This is a genomic window from Staphylococcus sp. HMSC062H10, from assembly GCF_001836945.1.
Classification (GTDB): Bacteria; Bacillota; Bacilli; order Staphylococcales; family Staphylococcaceae; genus Staphylococcus; species Staphylococcus aureus.
In genome coordinates this window covers 1-15,387 of the sequence record NZ_KV830994.1, presented here as the reverse complement: position 1 = coordinate 15,387, position 15,387 = coordinate 1, and the positions used below count along the sequence as shown (strand labels likewise).

The 15,387-nt window shown below is 31.3% G+C and carries 17 protein-coding genes and 1 pseudogene; 16 read left to right on the top strand and 2 right to left on the bottom strand.

Annotated elements, in window-relative coordinates:
• Nucleotides 1-31 precede the first annotated feature (31 nt).
• Nucleotides 32-1,354 carry a hypothiocyanous acid reductase MerA gene (merA, locus tag HMPREF2658_RS11485; RefSeq protein ID WP_000860583.1) on the bottom strand — a complete coding sequence of 441 codons (1,323 nt, stop codon included), beginning with the start codon at nucleotides 1,352-1,354 and terminating at the stop codon, nucleotides 32-34.
• Nucleotides 1,341-1,781, bottom strand: a complete 441-nt coding sequence (hypR, locus tag HMPREF2658_RS11480) for a redox-sensitive transcriptional regulator HypR (RefSeq protein ID WP_001047242.1) — start codon at nucleotides 1,779-1,781, stop codon at nucleotides 1,341-1,343. The genes merA and hypR overlap by 14 nt, the downstream gene beginning before the upstream one ends.
• A gap of 57 nt (nucleotides 1,782-1,838) precedes the next feature.
• Here hypR and HMPREF2658_RS11475 point away from each other — a divergent pair, with 57 nt between their 5' ends.
• The 16 genes and pseudogenes from HMPREF2658_RS11475 to argS all read left to right on the top strand — a co-directional run bounded on the left by HMPREF2658_RS11475 (nucleotide 1,839) and on the right by argS (nucleotide 15,246).
• Nucleotides 1,839-1,940, top strand: a complete 102-nt coding sequence (locus HMPREF2658_RS11475; protein WP_031785481.1) for a hypothetical protein — start codon at nucleotides 1,839-1,841, stop codon at nucleotides 1,938-1,940.
• A 465-nt stretch (nucleotides 1,941-2,405) separates the two neighbouring features.
• On the top strand, nucleotides 2,406-3,812 hold the full coding sequence (locus tag HMPREF2658_RS11470) for a T7SS effector LXG polymorphic toxin (protein ID WP_000020787.1): 1,407 nt from the start codon (nucleotides 2,406-2,408) through the stop codon (nucleotides 3,810-3,812).
• A 3-nt stretch (nucleotides 3,813-3,815) separates the two neighbouring features.
• Nucleotides 3,816-4,436 (top strand): DUF443 domain-containing protein, encoded by a 621-nt coding sequence (locus tag HMPREF2658_RS11465; RefSeq protein WP_001818893.1) that lies wholly within the window; start codon nucleotides 3,816-3,818, stop codon nucleotides 4,434-4,436.
• Between the two features lie 74 nt (nucleotides 4,437-4,510).
• The gene (locus tag HMPREF2658_RS11460) at nucleotides 4,511-5,140 is read left to right on the top strand and encodes a DUF443 domain-containing protein (protein WP_001796422.1); all 630 of its coding nucleotides are present in this window, start codon (nucleotides 4,511-4,513) and stop codon (nucleotides 5,138-5,140) included.
• A 56-nt stretch (nucleotides 5,141-5,196) separates the two neighbouring features.
• Nucleotides 5,197-5,313 (top strand): hypothetical protein, encoded by a 117-nt coding sequence (locus tag HMPREF2658_RS11455; RefSeq protein ID WP_001788281.1) that lies wholly within the window; start codon nucleotides 5,197-5,199, stop codon nucleotides 5,311-5,313.
• A gap of 22 nt (nucleotides 5,314-5,335) precedes the next feature.
• Nucleotides 5,336-5,957, top strand: a pseudogene (locus tag HMPREF2658_RS11450) (DUF443 family protein).
• 139 nt (nucleotides 5,958-6,096) lie between these two features.
• The gene (locus HMPREF2658_RS11445; RefSeq protein ID WP_054194613.1) at nucleotides 6,097-6,726 is read left to right on the top strand and encodes a DUF443 family protein; all 630 of its coding nucleotides are present in this window, start codon (nucleotides 6,097-6,099) and stop codon (nucleotides 6,724-6,726) included.
• A gap of 451 nt (nucleotides 6,727-7,177) precedes the next feature.
• On the top strand, nucleotides 7,178-8,116 hold the full coding sequence (locus tag HMPREF2658_RS11440) for an aldo/keto reductase (RefSeq protein WP_000808896.1): 939 nt from the start codon (nucleotides 7,178-7,180) through the stop codon (nucleotides 8,114-8,116).
• A 209-nt stretch (nucleotides 8,117-8,325) separates the two neighbouring features.
• The gene (locus tag HMPREF2658_RS11435) at nucleotides 8,326-8,862 is read left to right on the top strand and encodes a flavodoxin family protein (protein ID WP_054194612.1); all 537 of its coding nucleotides are present in this window, start codon (nucleotides 8,326-8,328) and stop codon (nucleotides 8,860-8,862) included.
• A 168-nt stretch (nucleotides 8,863-9,030) separates the two neighbouring features.
• Complete coding sequence (locus HMPREF2658_RS11430) at nucleotides 9,031-9,507, top strand: GNAT family N-acetyltransferase (RefSeq protein WP_000477503.1); 477 nt, start codon at nucleotides 9,031-9,033, stop codon at nucleotides 9,505-9,507.
• Between the two features lie 36 nt (nucleotides 9,508-9,543).
• Nucleotides 9,544-10,839, top strand: coding sequence for an HD domain-containing protein (locus tag HMPREF2658_RS11425; RefSeq protein ID WP_000180234.1), 1,296 nt, complete (start codon nucleotides 9,544-9,546; stop codon nucleotides 10,837-10,839).
• A gap of 27 nt (nucleotides 10,840-10,866) precedes the next feature.
• Nucleotides 10,867-11,388 carry a YwhD family protein gene (locus HMPREF2658_RS11420; protein ID WP_001796423.1) on the top strand — a complete coding sequence of 174 codons (522 nt, stop codon included), beginning with the start codon at nucleotides 10,867-10,869 and terminating at the stop codon, nucleotides 11,386-11,388.
• A 498-nt stretch (nucleotides 11,389-11,886) separates the two neighbouring features.
• Nucleotides 11,887-12,897: an alcohol dehydrogenase AdhP gene (adhP, locus tag HMPREF2658_RS11415; protein WP_001200749.1), complete on the top strand. Its 1,011-nt coding sequence runs from the start codon at nucleotides 11,887-11,889 to the stop codon at nucleotides 12,895-12,897.
• A gap of 95 nt (nucleotides 12,898-12,992) precedes the next feature.
• Nucleotides 12,993-13,079: a hypothetical protein gene (locus HMPREF2658_RS11410; RefSeq protein WP_223223711.1), complete on the top strand. Its 87-nt coding sequence runs from the start codon at nucleotides 12,993-12,995 to the stop codon at nucleotides 13,077-13,079.
• A 92-nt stretch (nucleotides 13,080-13,171) separates the two neighbouring features.
• Nucleotides 13,172-13,588, top strand: coding sequence for a YwiB family protein (locus HMPREF2658_RS11405; protein ID WP_000359086.1), 417 nt, complete (start codon nucleotides 13,172-13,174; stop codon nucleotides 13,586-13,588).
• A complete protein-coding gene (argS, locus tag HMPREF2658_RS11400; RefSeq protein ID WP_054194611.1) occupies nucleotides 13,585-15,246 on the top strand; it encodes an arginine--tRNA ligase in 1,662 nt (553 codons plus the stop codon). The genes HMPREF2658_RS11405 and argS overlap by 4 nt, the downstream gene beginning before the upstream one ends.
• Nucleotides 15,247-15,387: the final 141 nt, after the last annotated feature.

The following is a 15,387-nucleotide window of genomic DNA, read 5'->3' as shown; positions in this document are numbered from 1 at the left end:
CAATGCGTGCCACTAGGTTTTTATGTTTTGTCTAGAAATTAAATAAATCATTAAATGATTCGGCCATCGTAGGATGCGTATAAATATTATCTCGTAATACGGTATATGGAATGTTTTGATCAATCGCAAGTTTAATTATATTAATTAATTCTTCAGATTGCTTACCATATAATGTAGCACCTAAAATCATATTATTTTCATTATTAATGACTACTTTAAATAAACCTCTTGGATCATTGTTAATTTTATGACGAGGTATAGCACTTACTAAAAGTTGATGTTCAGTGTAATCATAATGTTGAGCGGCAGCTTCTTTACTAGTTAATCCAACACGTGATAATGGTGGATCTATAAATACTGTATAAGGTACGCTGCCTCTATTGTTAGTCGTACGTGACTGATTACCATATAAAGCTGATTTGATAATTCGATAATCATCTAAAGATATATACGTAAATTGAAGTCCGCCTTTAACATCACCTGCAGCATAAATATGCGGCACAGTTGTTTGAAGATGAGCATTGACTTTAATTTCGCCTCTGTCGCCTAATTCGATATCAGTATTTTCTAATGCTAAATCCGTATTCGGTTTGCGTCCGATAGCCAAAAGTACTGCATCAGCCTCAAAGTTACCAACGTTAGTATGGACAGTTGTATGATAATTGTCAGATGACAATTCAGTCGTTTCAACATTTGTATGCAATGCAATGCCTTTATTTTCTAAGTCAGTAATAGCATGTGCAACGACATCTTGATCTTCGCGTGGCATAAATGATTCACCACGTTCTAATACTGTAACCTTACTACCTAGGTTCGCAAACATTGAAGCAAATTCTAAGGCGATATAACCGCCACCTACAATAACGAGGTGCTTAGGTTGATAGTTAATGTTTAATAAACCTGTTGAATCGAAGACGTGTTTAGCTTGATCAAGACCTTTAATGTTAGGTTTTACAGAGGTAGCACCAGTATTAATAATGATATGAGGTGCAGTAATACTATCGGCGATATCGCCATGCTGATCTAATAAATTCACTTCAGTATTAGATTTAAACTGCGCTTTAAAATCCAGTACATCAATGTTGCTATCGTCTGCTAATAAGTGGTAATTTTTATTGTTTAGCGCATTGACAACATCGTTTTTACGGTTATAACTTGCTTCAAAAGATTTGCCTTCTAATCCATCATGTACAAGTGTCTTCGAAGGTATACATCCTATATTGATACAAGTGCCGCCATACATTTTCGGAGATTGTTCGATAACTGCGACGTGTTGACCTGTTGATGCAGCATATTTGGCTAAAGTTTTACCAGCTTTCCCAAATCCTATTACAATTAAATCATATGTTTTCATGACATAAATCCTCCTTTTGAATGTCTTCAATGACATCTTTGATTGTTTTTTCTTTATAAAAATTAATAATGATATTCTGTTCGTCTTGTTGATAATGTGACATGGTAGTTGCAATATTACGAGCAATTTGACAGTGACTGCCTTCGTCGCCAGTAAATAGTCGTGTGTGATGTTCTTTCTCTAAGACAAAATGTTTATATAATGTTGCTAAAGAGACATCAGCGCTACGATCATTTGCTAAATATCCACCATCTTTACCTCGTATTGTGTCAATCATTTTTAAATCGACAAGTTGAGTCGTCACGCGTCGTAATTGAACAGGATTTAAACAAGTTAATTCAGCTAATGAACTACTATTGAATTTTTCTGAATGATGCTTAGTTAAAAAAGCTAATACATGCACGGCAATGTTAAATTCTAAATTCAATGTTTCTCACCTCATAATTGTAACTGTATTAGTTACAATTAAAAATCATTTTGCTCAATGTGTCAATACTTATGTTTGAAAAGTGTTGAATTAGGTGTGATTATTTTGATGATTTATTGTTTGAAAGTTGTTGCATTAACGGTGAGATTGCACAATTGAAATTTTAGTTATGTATAAACTGATAGATATGAAATGAATATTGAAAATGAGGGCAATAAAATATTGAATGATGATGTTGTGTGATTTTGTAAACTTATTCGTATTTTAGAGACGTTTTGATATTTCGCATGATGAGGAAACACTTTTAACAACTGGTGACATATTTTAATAGTAAATATATTTTGAGATATTAATATATTTAATGTTAAGGATGTTGTCGCAATAAAATTAAAATATTGAAAGATAATTTTTATTGATTAATTGCGAATATACAAAGACACCATTATATCCATATGCTAAAATAAGAAAAAGGCGACATGTTATCTCAATTTACTTGCATCGAGACTCCCTTTACATAAGAAATAATCATCGCCGAGTTTTAAAATTTTACAATTTTGTAGATGTAAAAAGCATTTGATTTTAAATAGTTTGAAAATTACATATTTTTGGAAAACGAGCATGCCGATGAGTATTGACATGTATTTAGACAGATCTCGAAACCAAGCTTCAAGTGTGGGTAATTTGAGTCAATCAATGAATTCAAATTATGATGCGTTGGAAAAAGCAATTACTCAATTTATCAATGATGATGCACTTAAAGGTAAAGCATATACGTCAGCTAAGCAATTTTTCAGTACGGTGCTAATTCCATTATCAACAAGTATGAAAACATTGAGTGATTTAACGAATCAAGCTTGCGATAATTTTGTGTCACGTTATACGAGTGAGGTTGATAGCATATCTTTAAAAGAATCAGAGCTTGAAGAAGATATCAGATCATTAAGTCAACAAATTACGCGATATGAAAATTTGAATAACAATTTGAAAAAGCATGCTTCGGATAATCAGCAAGCCATTTCATCGAACCAACAAATAATACAAACATTAGGTCAACAAAAACATGAATTAGAAGAGAAGCTACGCAAATTGCGTGAGTTTAATCAAAAATCACCAGAAATATTTAAAGAAGTTGAAGAATTTCAAAAAATTGTCCAACAAGGACTTACACAAGCACAAAATTTTTGGAACTTTTCAACAAATCAATTTAATATTCCTTCAGGTAAAGAACTTGATTGGGCCAAAGTAAGTCATGAGAAATATTTGAAAGTTGCTATGGGGAAAATTGAACAAAAAGCAGAGAAAGAAACTTTAAATAAAGCAGACTTTGCTGTTATAAAGGCATATGCCAAAGAACATCCAGAAGACGATATCCCGAAAAGTATAATGAAATATATAAATGACAATAAAGATAGTATTAAACGAGATATAGGATTAGATATCACGTCAACACTTTTAGAGCAAGGCGGTATAAATGCAAGTAAATTCGGTGTATTTATCAATACAGCAGGTGGAGTGAAAGGCCCAGCCGGTCCAAATTCATTTGTGGAAGTCAAACGTACATCAGGTAATGTGTTTATAGAAAATGGTAGTAAATTTGCAAAAGGTGGAAAATACCTAGGTAAAGGTGTTGCAGGTGTAGGATTTGGTATAGGTATGTATGATGACCTTGCAAATGATGATAAAACATTTGGTGAGGCGTTGTCGCATAATGCTTTAACTACAGGAATAGGTACTGGTGCTGGAATTGCTACTTCAGCAACAATAGTCGCACTTGCAAGTAACCCAGTTGGTTGGGCTGCTTTAGGAGGTTTGGCAGTAGGTATTGGAGCTACCCACCTTGCTGATTGGGCTTACCAAGCAAATATTTTGGGGTTAAAAGATAAAACTGATTGGGTTGGACATAAGATAGATGAAGGTATTGATAATTTCAAAAAGTCAACGGTAAGTACAGTAGATAGCATTGGAAATGTCGTTGGTGAAGCTACAAAAAGTATTAGCAATCATATAAACCCTATGAAATGGGAGTGGTAAGTGTTGATTTGTGAATCAAAAAATATAAATAAGAACCCGAGATATAAAATTATAAAATATAAGAACGAGTTTTTAATGGTTGATGTAACTAGTTCTTGGATTTTCTTCTTCATTCCAATGCTTAATTGGGGTGTACCTAAGAAATATGCGAAGATTAGTCAAAGTGAGTTTGAAGAATTAAATACATTTACACCGAAAAATAGTAGCTCAGCTGGATGGATAGCAGGTGGGGGATCAGTTTTATTGGCAGTATTGACGAGAAAATATATACAGTTGTTAAATATACAAGTTAATCAAATTGCTGTGAATATTTTATGCTGTCTCGTACTTTTGGGGGTTTTCCTTTCAGCTTTATATATTAATTCGAAATCTAAATTAAATGTTTATGATAGAAATAACTGTGATGAAAAGATAATTTTAATACCAACTTTTAAAAATTTATACTTAATGCTCCTTTCGTATATTATTTTTGGTGGTTTAAGCATACTTGCTTTTTATATGTTTATCACAGAAGGTATTCAAAACATCATTTTATTTATTACTTGGATTATGCTTGTAATAATGTTCTTACTTAGTAATGTAGCTTTGGTAGTCAATAAAAAAGTATATGTTATAAAAAGGTAGAAAAATGACTAACAATATTATGTTAACCGTTCTTCAAATAAAGATTACTAAGTAAAAGTAGGAAGTGATAAACAGTGCTTTGTGAATCTCGAGTCATTAATAAAAACCCAAAATACAGGATCATTAAATATAATGAGGAGTATTTCATGGTTGATTTAGTAAGTACTTGGATTGCTTATTTTTTGCCCATGATTAATTGGTTTATTCCCAAAAAGTACGCGAAAATTAGTAGAGAAGAATTTGAAAGTTTAAATATTGTCAAACCCGCTAAAAATAATACTTTCTGGCCTGTTGCAGGATTTGCAGTGTTATTAACAACCTTAACAAGAAAATATATTTATTTGCTTAATATCCATTTAGAAAAAGAATTAGTTATATTAACATGCTGTATGATACTTCTAGGTGTTTTCGCATTGTTTATATATATAAATACAAAATTGAAGTTACATATTTTTGATAAAAATAAAAGTAATAACGAAAAGATCATATTAATACCTACATTTAAAAATATTTGTTTATCCTTATTTGCTTATATATTATTTGGTGGATTGTCAACAATGGCTCTGAGTATGTTAGTAACTTTATCCCCTCAAAATATAATAGAATTTCTTGCTTTAATTGGCATGACTGCATGCTTCTTTCTACTGAATATGTCATCGGTTTTAGATAAAAATATTCATGTTATTTTAAAAACAAATAAGTAGCAAAATTGATTAACTTAGGTAGTATCGGATACTTAAATGTTGGTTCATAAAAAGCAATGATTTTAAATCGAGGAGCTATCTTAGAACAGGGAAATAAAACAGCTAAAGTTATAAAAAGCGAATTAATAACTAATTATATTATGTTAGCCACTCTTCAAATAAAAAATAATTAGAATAAGGTGGAATTGATAATCAATGCTATGCGAATCTAAAATCATCAATAAAAACCCAAAATATAGAATTATTAAATATAATGATGAGTACTTAATGATCGATATAATAAGCACTTGGATTAGTTTGTTTTTTTCCTTTTATTAATTGGTTCATCACCAAAAGATACGTCAAAATTAGTAGAGAAGAGTTTGAAAATTTAAATATTGTTAAACCTGCTAAAAAGAATGTTTTTTGGCCAGTTGCAGGTATCTCTACTTTATTCGCAGTTACATTAAGAAAGTATACGCATTTACTTGACACTCAACTTGATAAAAAATTAGTTATTGCCATATGTTGTATCACATTTATAGGTATTTTAATATTTTATGTACGCCTAATTAAAAAATCATCTTTAAATATTTATAATACTAAAAATAAAAGGTCGAAAATCATCTTAATACCAACACTAAAAAATTTTTGTTTCACATTGTTCGGATATGTTTTTTTAATTTTTTGGACAGTGATTTTCTCATATGCTCTATTATCAATGAGTTATCAAAACATAATAGTATATTTTGCTTGGATTACAGCAATAATGGGTTTTTTTCTAGTGAATATAGCTTTAATTATAGATAAAAACATTCATGTCATACTTAAAAATTAAATGGTGGTAATAAATTCAGATTAAAGATATGCAAATAACAATGAATAAAATTTTTAATGATAGTAAGTTGATAATATTTTAATGTCTTTTGAAGTATCGAAAAATGTATTACACATAAAATTAAAGGGATGTGGAGACATTGCTTTGCGAGGTAATAGCTATATACAAAAATCCCAAATATAGAATTATTAAATATAATGATGAATATTTGATGGTGAATATAATAAATAATTGGTTAGTTTTATTTATTCCATTGCTTAATTGGTTGACACCAAAAAGATACATCAAGATCAGTCAAGAAGAATTAGAAAATTTAAACACTTTCAAACCTGCTAAAAACAATGCATTTTGGCCAGCATTAGGCAGTTCAGTTTTATTTAGTGTGACTTTTAGAAAGTATATGCCTTTATTTAATGTTAGATTGGAAAAAACAATAGTAATAGCCATATTTTTTGTTGTATTTCTTGGTATTTTATTTTTCTACCTAAATTTAAATCGTAGGTTAGCATTAAGTGTTTTTACTATGAATAAAGAAAAAAGTCAGAAAATGATATTGCTACCTAATTTAAAACATTTTTTCTTTATAATATTTGCATATTTATATTTCGGTGGTTTTTCATTTTTCGCTTTATATGCCCTGATAACTATAGATGTTCAAAATATAATTATATTTATCTGTTGGGGTGCAGTAACTATGTTTTTCTTTTTTATAAACATTGTTCCCATTGGCATTAAAAAAGCTCATGTAATACTTCTTAAAAAAAGCTGAATAATAAAGGAGTTTTTTAAATCTAAAATTATTAAATTTAATATAAAAATTCGACTCATAGATAGAATGAATAAAAATCCGAAATATAGAATTATCAACTACAAAGATGAATGTTTTATAATGGATATCCCATGTTAATATTAACAGTTTTAATTTCTTTGTTATGCAAATCAAAACATTATAGTATTTCTAATTAAATTTTTAATGGCTTTAATGTTGTCGTTCTTAAATGTTTTTCAATTTCTGATTCAAAAGTACATGTAATTTAAAGGCTAACGAGCAATCGCGCTATGTGAATATCAACTTAAGCAATACTTATTTTAACTGAGTTCTACATAACATTTTTCTAATACACCGCCCAAATTCAAACCCTAATTCAAACATTTGGAAGTTGTATTAAATCATGATAGTGTGATAGTGGAAAAGTTATAAAGATAAGGAGCTGGGTCTAATGAAGCAATTTGTAAACTTAGGTAAATCTGATGTTGAAGTGTTTCCAATCGCACTTGGGACGAACGCAGTAGGTGGGCATAATTTATATCCGAACTTAGATGAAGAACAAGGAAAAGATGTTGTTCGTCAAGCCATTAATCATGGTATTAATTTATTAGATACGGCATATATTTATGGGCCAGAACGATCAGAAGAATTGGTTGGAGAAGTTGTTAAAGAATATCCGCGAGAGCAAATTAAAATTGCTACGAAAGGGTCTCATGAATTTGATGAAAATCAAGAAGTACATCAGAACAATCAACCGGAATATTTAAAACAACAAGTTGAGAATAGTTTGAAACGTCTACAAACTGATTATATCGATTTATATTATATTCATTTTCCGGATGACAACACTCCGAAAGATCAAGCAGTTGCAGCATTACAAGAGCTTAAGGAACAAGGGAAGATTAAAGCCATTGGTGTATCAAATTTCACATTAGATCAACTTAAAGAAGCAAATAAAGATGGTTACGTTGATGTTGTACAGTTAGAATATAATTTATTGCATCGCGAAAATGAGGCAGTATTACAATATTGTGTTGATCACCAAATCACATTTATTCCATATTTCCCATTAGCATCTGGTATTTTAGCTGGAAAATATGATGAGAACACTAAATTTAGTGACCATCGTACTACACGTCGTGATTTTAAACCAGGTGTATTTGAAGAAAATGTGCGTCGCGTAAAAGCTTTGGAAAGCATAGCTGCAGCACATCAAACTTCAATTGCGAACATTGTATTAGCATTTTATTTAACGAGACCAGCTATCGATGTGATTATTCCTGGTGCAAAACGTGCAGAACAAGTCGTTGAAAATATTAAAGCTGCAGATATCGTTTTATCAGATGATGAGATTCAATATATCGATGAACTGTTTCCAATTGAAGACTAAATGAATTGTATTTAATGGTGACATATGTATCTAATTCATCATGAATTAGCCCCGTATCACAAACGACGTTATATAAGGTATGACGAAATTTCGTCAAATTTATATAAAAGTTGTAAGCGTTTTACTATTCGGTAGGCAAAGCTTATGATAGTATAATTAGGTAACGAAAAACACAGATATTTATTAATCAAAAGTGAGGTTAGGCTAAAATGATTACTGTTTTGTTTGGTGGGAGTAGACCAAACGGTAATACTGCACAATTAACAAAATTCGCTTTGCAAGATCTAGAGTATCAATGGATTGACGTGACACAACATCAGTTTAAACCGATACGTGACGTGAGACATACAACAGAGACTATTACTTCATATGACGATGACTATTTGCCGATTCTAGATAAAATATTGGCTAGTGATACAATTATTTTTGCATCACCAGTGTATTGGTATAGCATTTCATCGCCATTAAAAGCATTTATAGAACATTGGTCAGAAACACTACAAGATAAACGTTATCCTAATTTTAAGGCACAAATGGCCGAAAAGGATTTTAGAGTTATTTTAGTTGGTGGAGATTGCCCAAAAATAAAAGCGAATCCAGCAATTACTCAAATGAAATATAGTTTAGACTTTTTAGGTGCCACTTTAAATGGCTATATTATTGGAACTGCTGAAAAGCCTGGTGACATCATGAAAGACAACTATGCCTTAGCACGTGCGACAGAATGGAATCAACTATTGCAATAAGACATACCTCATACTAAACGAAGTGATTTTTTGCTTCGTTATTTTTTATTTTTAATTTTAACGGAAAATATAAATATATAAATTGAATAGACAATCATTGTTTATTAAGTATTGAGCAAGTTGTGGTATAATGCCGTTATTAAAACTTGTTAATAAGGGGAGAAAGTCATGTTCAAGGTAAGACAAGCAACTGAAAAAGATGTTGTTCAAATTAGAGATGTCGCAACTAAAGCTTGGTTTAATACATACTTAAATATATACGCTGCGACAACAGTTAATCATTTGTTAGAAGCTTCATATAATGAACATCATTTAAAGAAAAGACTTCAAGAACAATTATTCTTAGTCGTTGAAGAAGGTAATGACATCGTTGGCTTTGCTAACTTTATTTACGGTGAAGAATTATATTTATCAGCTCATTATGTTAAACCAGAATCGCAACATACAGGTTATGGTACAGCATTATTAAATGAAGGATTATCACGTTTTGAAGATAAATTTGAAGGTGTTTACTTAGAAGTAGATAATAAAAATGAAGAAGCAGTAGCTTACTATAAAGAGCAAGGTTTTAAAATCTTACGCTCTTATCAGCCAGAAATGTATGGCGAAAAGTTAGACTTAGCACTTATGTACAAAGTATTTTAAGCGCGTTAAATAAAAAAATTGAAAAGGAGGGGAATAATGACTAACGCATATGTAGATTTAAAATTAGTAGAAGAAAAAGTTTTTAAAGACCCGATACATCGATATATTCATGTTGAAGATCAATTGATATGGGATTTAATTAAAACTAAGGAATTCCAAAGGTTACGTCGAATTAGACAATTAGGAACACTGTACCTATCTTTTCACACAGCAGAACATAGTCGCTTTGGACATTCTTTAGGTGTGTATGAAATAGTTAGACGATTAATTGATGAGTCATTTATTGGTCATGATGCATGGGACAATAAAGATAGACCGTTGGCATTATGTGCTGCATTATTACATGATTTAGGACATGGTCCATTTTCACATAGTTTTGAAAAAATATTTAATACAGACCATGAAGCATACACTCAAGCGATTATTACTGGAGATACTGAGGTGAATGCTGTATTACGTAAAGTATCGCCTGAGTTTCCAAGAGAAGTTGCGGAAGTAATTAATAAAACGCATCATAATAAATTGGTCATTTCGATGATTTCTTCACAAATCGATGCGGATAGAATGGATTATTTACAACGTGATGCGTATTTCACAGGTGTGTCATATGGTGCTTTTGATATGGAACGTATTTTAAGATTAATGCGACCTTCTAAAGATGAAGTACTAATTAAAGAAAGTGGTATGCATGCAGTTGAAAACTTTATTATGAGTCGTTATCAAATGTATTGGCAGATTTATTTCCACCCAGTTAGTCGTGGTGGAGAAGTGCTGCTTAATAATTGTTTGAAACGCGCAAAACAGCTTTATAATGAAGGCTATGAATTTAAGTTGCATCCACATGATTTTATTCCATTTTTTGAAGAGACAGTTACGATTGAACAATATGTTGAACTCGATGAAGCGGTAGTTACGTATTATTTGGAAAAATGGACAAAAGAAGATGATGCCATTTTAAGTGATTTAGCAAGTCGATTTATTAATCGAGACTTATTTAAATATATTCCATTTGATGGCTCAATTATTACAATATCAGAACTGCAAGAACTGTTTGAAGCAGGTGGTATTAATCCAGATTATTATTTTGTGAGTGAAGCATTTTCGGATTTGCCATATGACTATGATCGACCGGGGTCAAATCGCAAACCGATTCATTTATTAAGACAAGATGGTACGATTAGAGAAATAAGCAATCAATCTTTAGTCATTCATAGTATTACAGGCATTAATCGCCAAGACTATAAATTATATTATCCTAGAGAAATGGTTGCAAAGATTAAAGATAAGACAATTAGAGAAGCTATTGAAAATTTGATTAACGAGCTTAATTAAACAGGGCTAAAATTGTTATCGTTAAATATGGAGGTTATATCATTGTCTGAGAAAAAAGGCTTTAATTTTAATATCATTAAGAATGACCCTTTAGACGGTCATAAAGGTACAAATATCGGTTCAATCAGCTTAGACAATATTGCGCCAGTTTTTATTGATGTTGCTAACAAAGAAGCATTTATTGATATTGGAGGCATGCATGCTCGCGCCAAAGTTGAAAAAGGCGTGAAATGGATTACTGATAAAGCTGCTGTTGAAGGCGATGAAGCTAAAGAATATTGGTTGTGTTGGGTAACAACAGAACGTAATGAACAAGGACCATATTATGCTGGTTTAACAGCGTGCTATTTATTAGTGAATAAAGCAATTCGTCGTGGTTATAAAAGTATGCCTGAACATGTTAATATGATGGATAAATCAATGAAACATCATATTATCATTGATCATATTGGTGACGAGAATAAAGCTATTTTAAAAGACTTTTTAATGAACCATGATGAAGGTATGTGGAAGCATTCTTCTGATGCTTTACATCAAGCATTTAATTAAATATTAGAAACTAAAATTTCCCAATTAATCTATAGAGATATGATTCATTTCTCAATGACGACGTAAATCATGAGGTGAAAATAAAGTCTTAGATTGATTGGGAGTTTTTTTAATTTTTTTGAAATTAAATTAATCTGTAGTTAATAAAAAATTTGAATAACTGACACATTTTTTTGATCATAGCTATATACTTTGTGAATTAATTCACATTATAATAAGAGTGAAGATAAGAGTATTATAAATTATCTTTAAATAAATATATGTGAAGTAAAAATTACACGTTAGCATATCGATTATGTCATTTCTTTTAACATATTAACTAGGGAAACGTTAAAAGTTAACGGTTGATATCTAACAAAAAACAAAGTCACAGTAGTATGTTTTAATTTGGCGTCTATTACAAATAAAAATTACATCTATAATTATTCGTTTTCATTTTTGAAAGTAATCACCAATTAATATCATACATACTGGAGTGACTATAAGGAGGACATTATTATGAGAGCAGCAGTTGTAACGAAAGATCACAAAGTAAGTATTGAGGACAAAAAGTTAAGAGCTTTAAAACCTGGTGAAGCATTGGTACAAACGGAATATTGTGGCGTTTGTCATACCGATTTACATGTTAAGAATGCTGATTTTGGTGATGTTACAGGCGTTACTTTAGGTCATGAAGGTATTGGTAAAGTCATCGAAGTTGCAGAAGATGTAGAATCATTAAAAATTGGAGACCGTGTGTCTATCGCTTGGATGTTCGAAAGCTGTGGAAGATGTGAATATTGTACAACAGGTCGTGAAACACTTTGCCGTAGTGTGAAAAATGCTGGTTATACAGTAGATGGTGCAATGGCTGAACAAGTTATTGTTACTGCAGATTATGCTGTGAAAGTACCTGAAAAATTAGATCCAGCAGCAGCGTCTTCTATTACATGCGCAGGTGTGACAACTTATAAAGCTGTAAAAGTAAGTAATGTAAAACCTGGACAATGGTTAGGTGTTTTTGGTATAGGTGGTTTAGGTAACCTAGCTTTACAATATGCTAAAAACGTTATGGGGGCTAAAATTGTTGCCTTCGACATTAATGATGATAAATTAGCATTCGCGAAAGAATTAGGTGCAGATGCCATTATTAATTCTAAAAATGTAGACCCAGTTGCAGAAGTTATGAAATTAACTGATAACAAAGGATTAGATGCAACAGTGGTAACTTCAGTTGCTAAGACGCCATTTAACCAAGCGGTTGATGTTGTAAAAGCTGGTGCAAGAGTTGTTGCCGTTGGTTTACCTGTTGATAAAATGAACTTAGATATCCCAAGATTAGTGCTTGATGGTATTGAAGTAGTAGGTTCACTTGTTGGTACAAGACAAGACTTACGTGAAGCGTTTGAATTTGCTGCTGAAAATAAAGTAACACCTAAAGTTCAATTAAGAAAATTAGAAGAAATCAATGATATTTTTGAAGAAATGGAAAATGGTACTATAACTGGTAGAATGGTTATTAAATTTTAAAAATATCAAATGACTTTATAGATAAAGAAGGTAGTGCTCTAAACACTATCATTATAATCAAACACGAGGTTTTCATGTAAGATAGTGAAAATCTCGTGTTTTTTGGTTTTGAGGTGTTATTTGTATTTTATAAAATGGCTTACATATATGAAGCGTTGATTAAGTATGAAATTGTTAATTAATTGAACCTATTTAGCTTTAAGAAGGCATAACAAGATGACCTTATTTTATGCTATAATATTTCTATTATGCGAAGATTAAGGTGAGTAGTAAATTGGATAAAAAAGTAAGTATTCAAACAAAGCAAGTGTTGAAACAGCACAACGAAAAAGAAAAATTTGAATTTACTACTGAAGGAACTTGGCAACAAAGGCAATCTAACTTTATTCGGTATGTAGAACAAATTGAGGATGCAACAGTTAATGTTACAATAAAAGTGGATGATGATAGCGTTAAGTTGATTCGTAAAGGCGACATTAATATGAATTTGCATTTTGTTGAAGGACAAACGACAACAACTTTTTACGATATATCGGCTGGACGAATTCCACTAGAAGTTAAAACATTACGCATTTTACATTTCGTAAGTGGAGACGGTGGCAAGTTAAAGATTCATTATGAATTATATCAAGATAATGAAAAAATGGGTTCTTATCAATATGAAATTAACTATAAGGAGATAGGCGAATGAATATTATTGATCAAGTGAAACAAACATTAGTAGAAGAAATTGCAGCAAGTATTAACAAAGCAGGATTAGCAGATGAGATTCCTGATATTAAAATTGAAGTTCCTAAAGATACAAAAAATGGAGATTATGCTACTAATATTGCGATGGTACTGACTAAGATTGCAAAGCGTAATCCTCGTGAAATTGCTCAAGCGATAGTTGATAACTTAGATACTGAAAAAGCACATGTAAAACAAATTGACATTGCTGGTCCAGGATTCATTAATTTTTACTTAGATAATCAGTATTTAACAGCAATTATTCCTGAAACAATTGAAAAAGGTGACCAATTTGGACATGTAAATGAATCAAAAGGTCAAAATGTATTGCTTGAGTATGTTTCAGCTAACCCTACAGGAGATTTACATATTGGTCATGCTAGAAATGCAGCAGTTGGTGATGCTTTAGCTAATATTTTAACTGCAGCTGGCTATAATGTAACACGTGAATATTATATTAATGATGCTGGTAATCAAATTACTAACTTAGCGCGTTCAATTGAAACACGTTTCTTTGAAGCATTAGGTGATAACAGCTATTCAATGCCTGAAGATGGCTATAATGGTAAAGATATTATTGAAATAGGAAAAGATTTAGCAGAGAAACACCCTGAAATTAAAGATTATTCTGAAGAAGCACGTTTGAAAGAATTTAGAAAATTAGGCGTAGAATATGAGATGGCTAAACTGAAAAATGATTTAGCAGAGTTTAATACGCATTTTGATAACTGGTTTAGTGAAACATCTTTATATGAAAAAGGTGAAATTCTTGAAGTTTTAGCTAAGATGAAAGAATTAGGTTATACGTATGAAGCAGATGGTGCAACGTGGTTACGTACAACTGATTTTAAAGATGACAAAGACAGAGTATTAATTAAAAATGACGGAACATATACGTATTTCTTACCGGATATTGCGTATCACTTTGATAAAGTTAAACGTGGTAATGATATTTTAATTGATTTATTTGGTGCTGATCATCATGGATATATTAATCGTTTGAAAGCATCTCTTGAAACGTTTGGTGTGGATAGCAATCGTTTAGAAATCCAAATCATGCAAATGGTTCGTTTAATGGAAAACGGTAAAGAAGTTAAGATGAGTAAACGTACTGGTAATGCCATTACTTTAAGAGAAATTATGGACGAAGTTGGCGTTGATGCTGCACGTTATTTCTTAACTATGCGTAGTCCTGATAGCCACTTTGATTTTGATATGGAATTAGCGAAAGAGCAATCTCAAGATAACCCAGTTTATTATGCTCAATATGCTCACGCACGTATTTGTTCAATTTTAAAACAAGCAAAAGAGCAAGGTATTGAAGTGACTGCTGCGAATGATTTTACAACGATTACAAATGAAAAAGCGATTGAATTGTTGAAAAAAGTAGCTGACTTTGAGCCTACAATTGAAAGTGCTGCAGAACATAGATCAGCACATAGAATTACTAACTATATTCAAGACTTGGCTGCTCATTTCCATAAATTCTACAATGCTGAAAAAGTATTAACAGATGATATTGAAAAAACAAAAGCACATATCGCTATGATTGAAGCGGTCAGAATTACATTGAAAAATGCATTGGCAATGGTCGGTGTAAGCGCACCTGAATCAATGTAAGAACATTTATATACACTCCAACGTTGAGTTTCTCGAAAGATACTTTGTGTTGGAGTGTTTTTTATTAGGTATGTGACATATTGGGGAATGCTTAGTATGTGAATAAGGTTAAAGAATACAGTTGGCTTGCTTGCGCAGCAA

Excerpts from the sequence above, each read along its gene's own strand:
- merA (WP_000860583.1), bottom strand. The coding sequence starts at position 1,354 with ATGAAAACATATGATTTAATTGTAATAGGATTTGGGAAAGCTGGTAAA.
- HMPREF2658_RS11475 (WP_031785481.1), top strand. The coding sequence starts at position 1,839 with ATGTGTCAATACTTATGTTTGAAAAGTGTTGAATTAGGTGTGATTATT.
- HMPREF2658_RS11470 (WP_000020787.1), top strand. The coding sequence starts at position 2,406 with ATGAGTATTGACATGTATTTAGACAGATCTCGAAACCAAGCTTCAAGT.
- HMPREF2658_RS11455 (WP_001788281.1), top strand. The coding sequence starts at position 5,197 with ATGATTTTAAATCGAGGAGCTATCTTAGAACAGGGAAATAAAACAGCT.
- HMPREF2658_RS11440 (WP_000808896.1), top strand. The coding sequence starts at position 7,178 with ATGAAGCAATTTGTAAACTTAGGTAAATCTGATGTTGAAGTGTTTCCA.
- HMPREF2658_RS11435 (WP_054194612.1), top strand. The coding sequence starts at position 8,326 with ATGATTACTGTTTTGTTTGGTGGGAGTAGACCAAACGGTAATACTGCA.
- HMPREF2658_RS11430 (WP_000477503.1), top strand. The coding sequence starts at position 9,031 with ATGTTCAAGGTAAGACAAGCAACTGAAAAAGATGTTGTTCAAATTAGA.
- HMPREF2658_RS11425 (WP_000180234.1), top strand. The coding sequence starts at position 9,544 with ATGACTAACGCATATGTAGATTTAAAATTAGTAGAAGAAAAAGTTTTT.
- HMPREF2658_RS11420 (WP_001796423.1), top strand. The coding sequence starts at position 10,867 with ATGGAGGTTATATCATTGTCTGAGAAAAAAGGCTTTAATTTTAATATC.
- adhP (WP_001200749.1), top strand. The coding sequence starts at position 11,887 with ATGAGAGCAGCAGTTGTAACGAAAGATCACAAAGTAAGTATTGAGGAC.
- argS (WP_054194611.1), top strand. The coding sequence starts at position 13,585 with ATGAATATTATTGATCAAGTGAAACAAACATTAGTAGAAGAAATTGCA.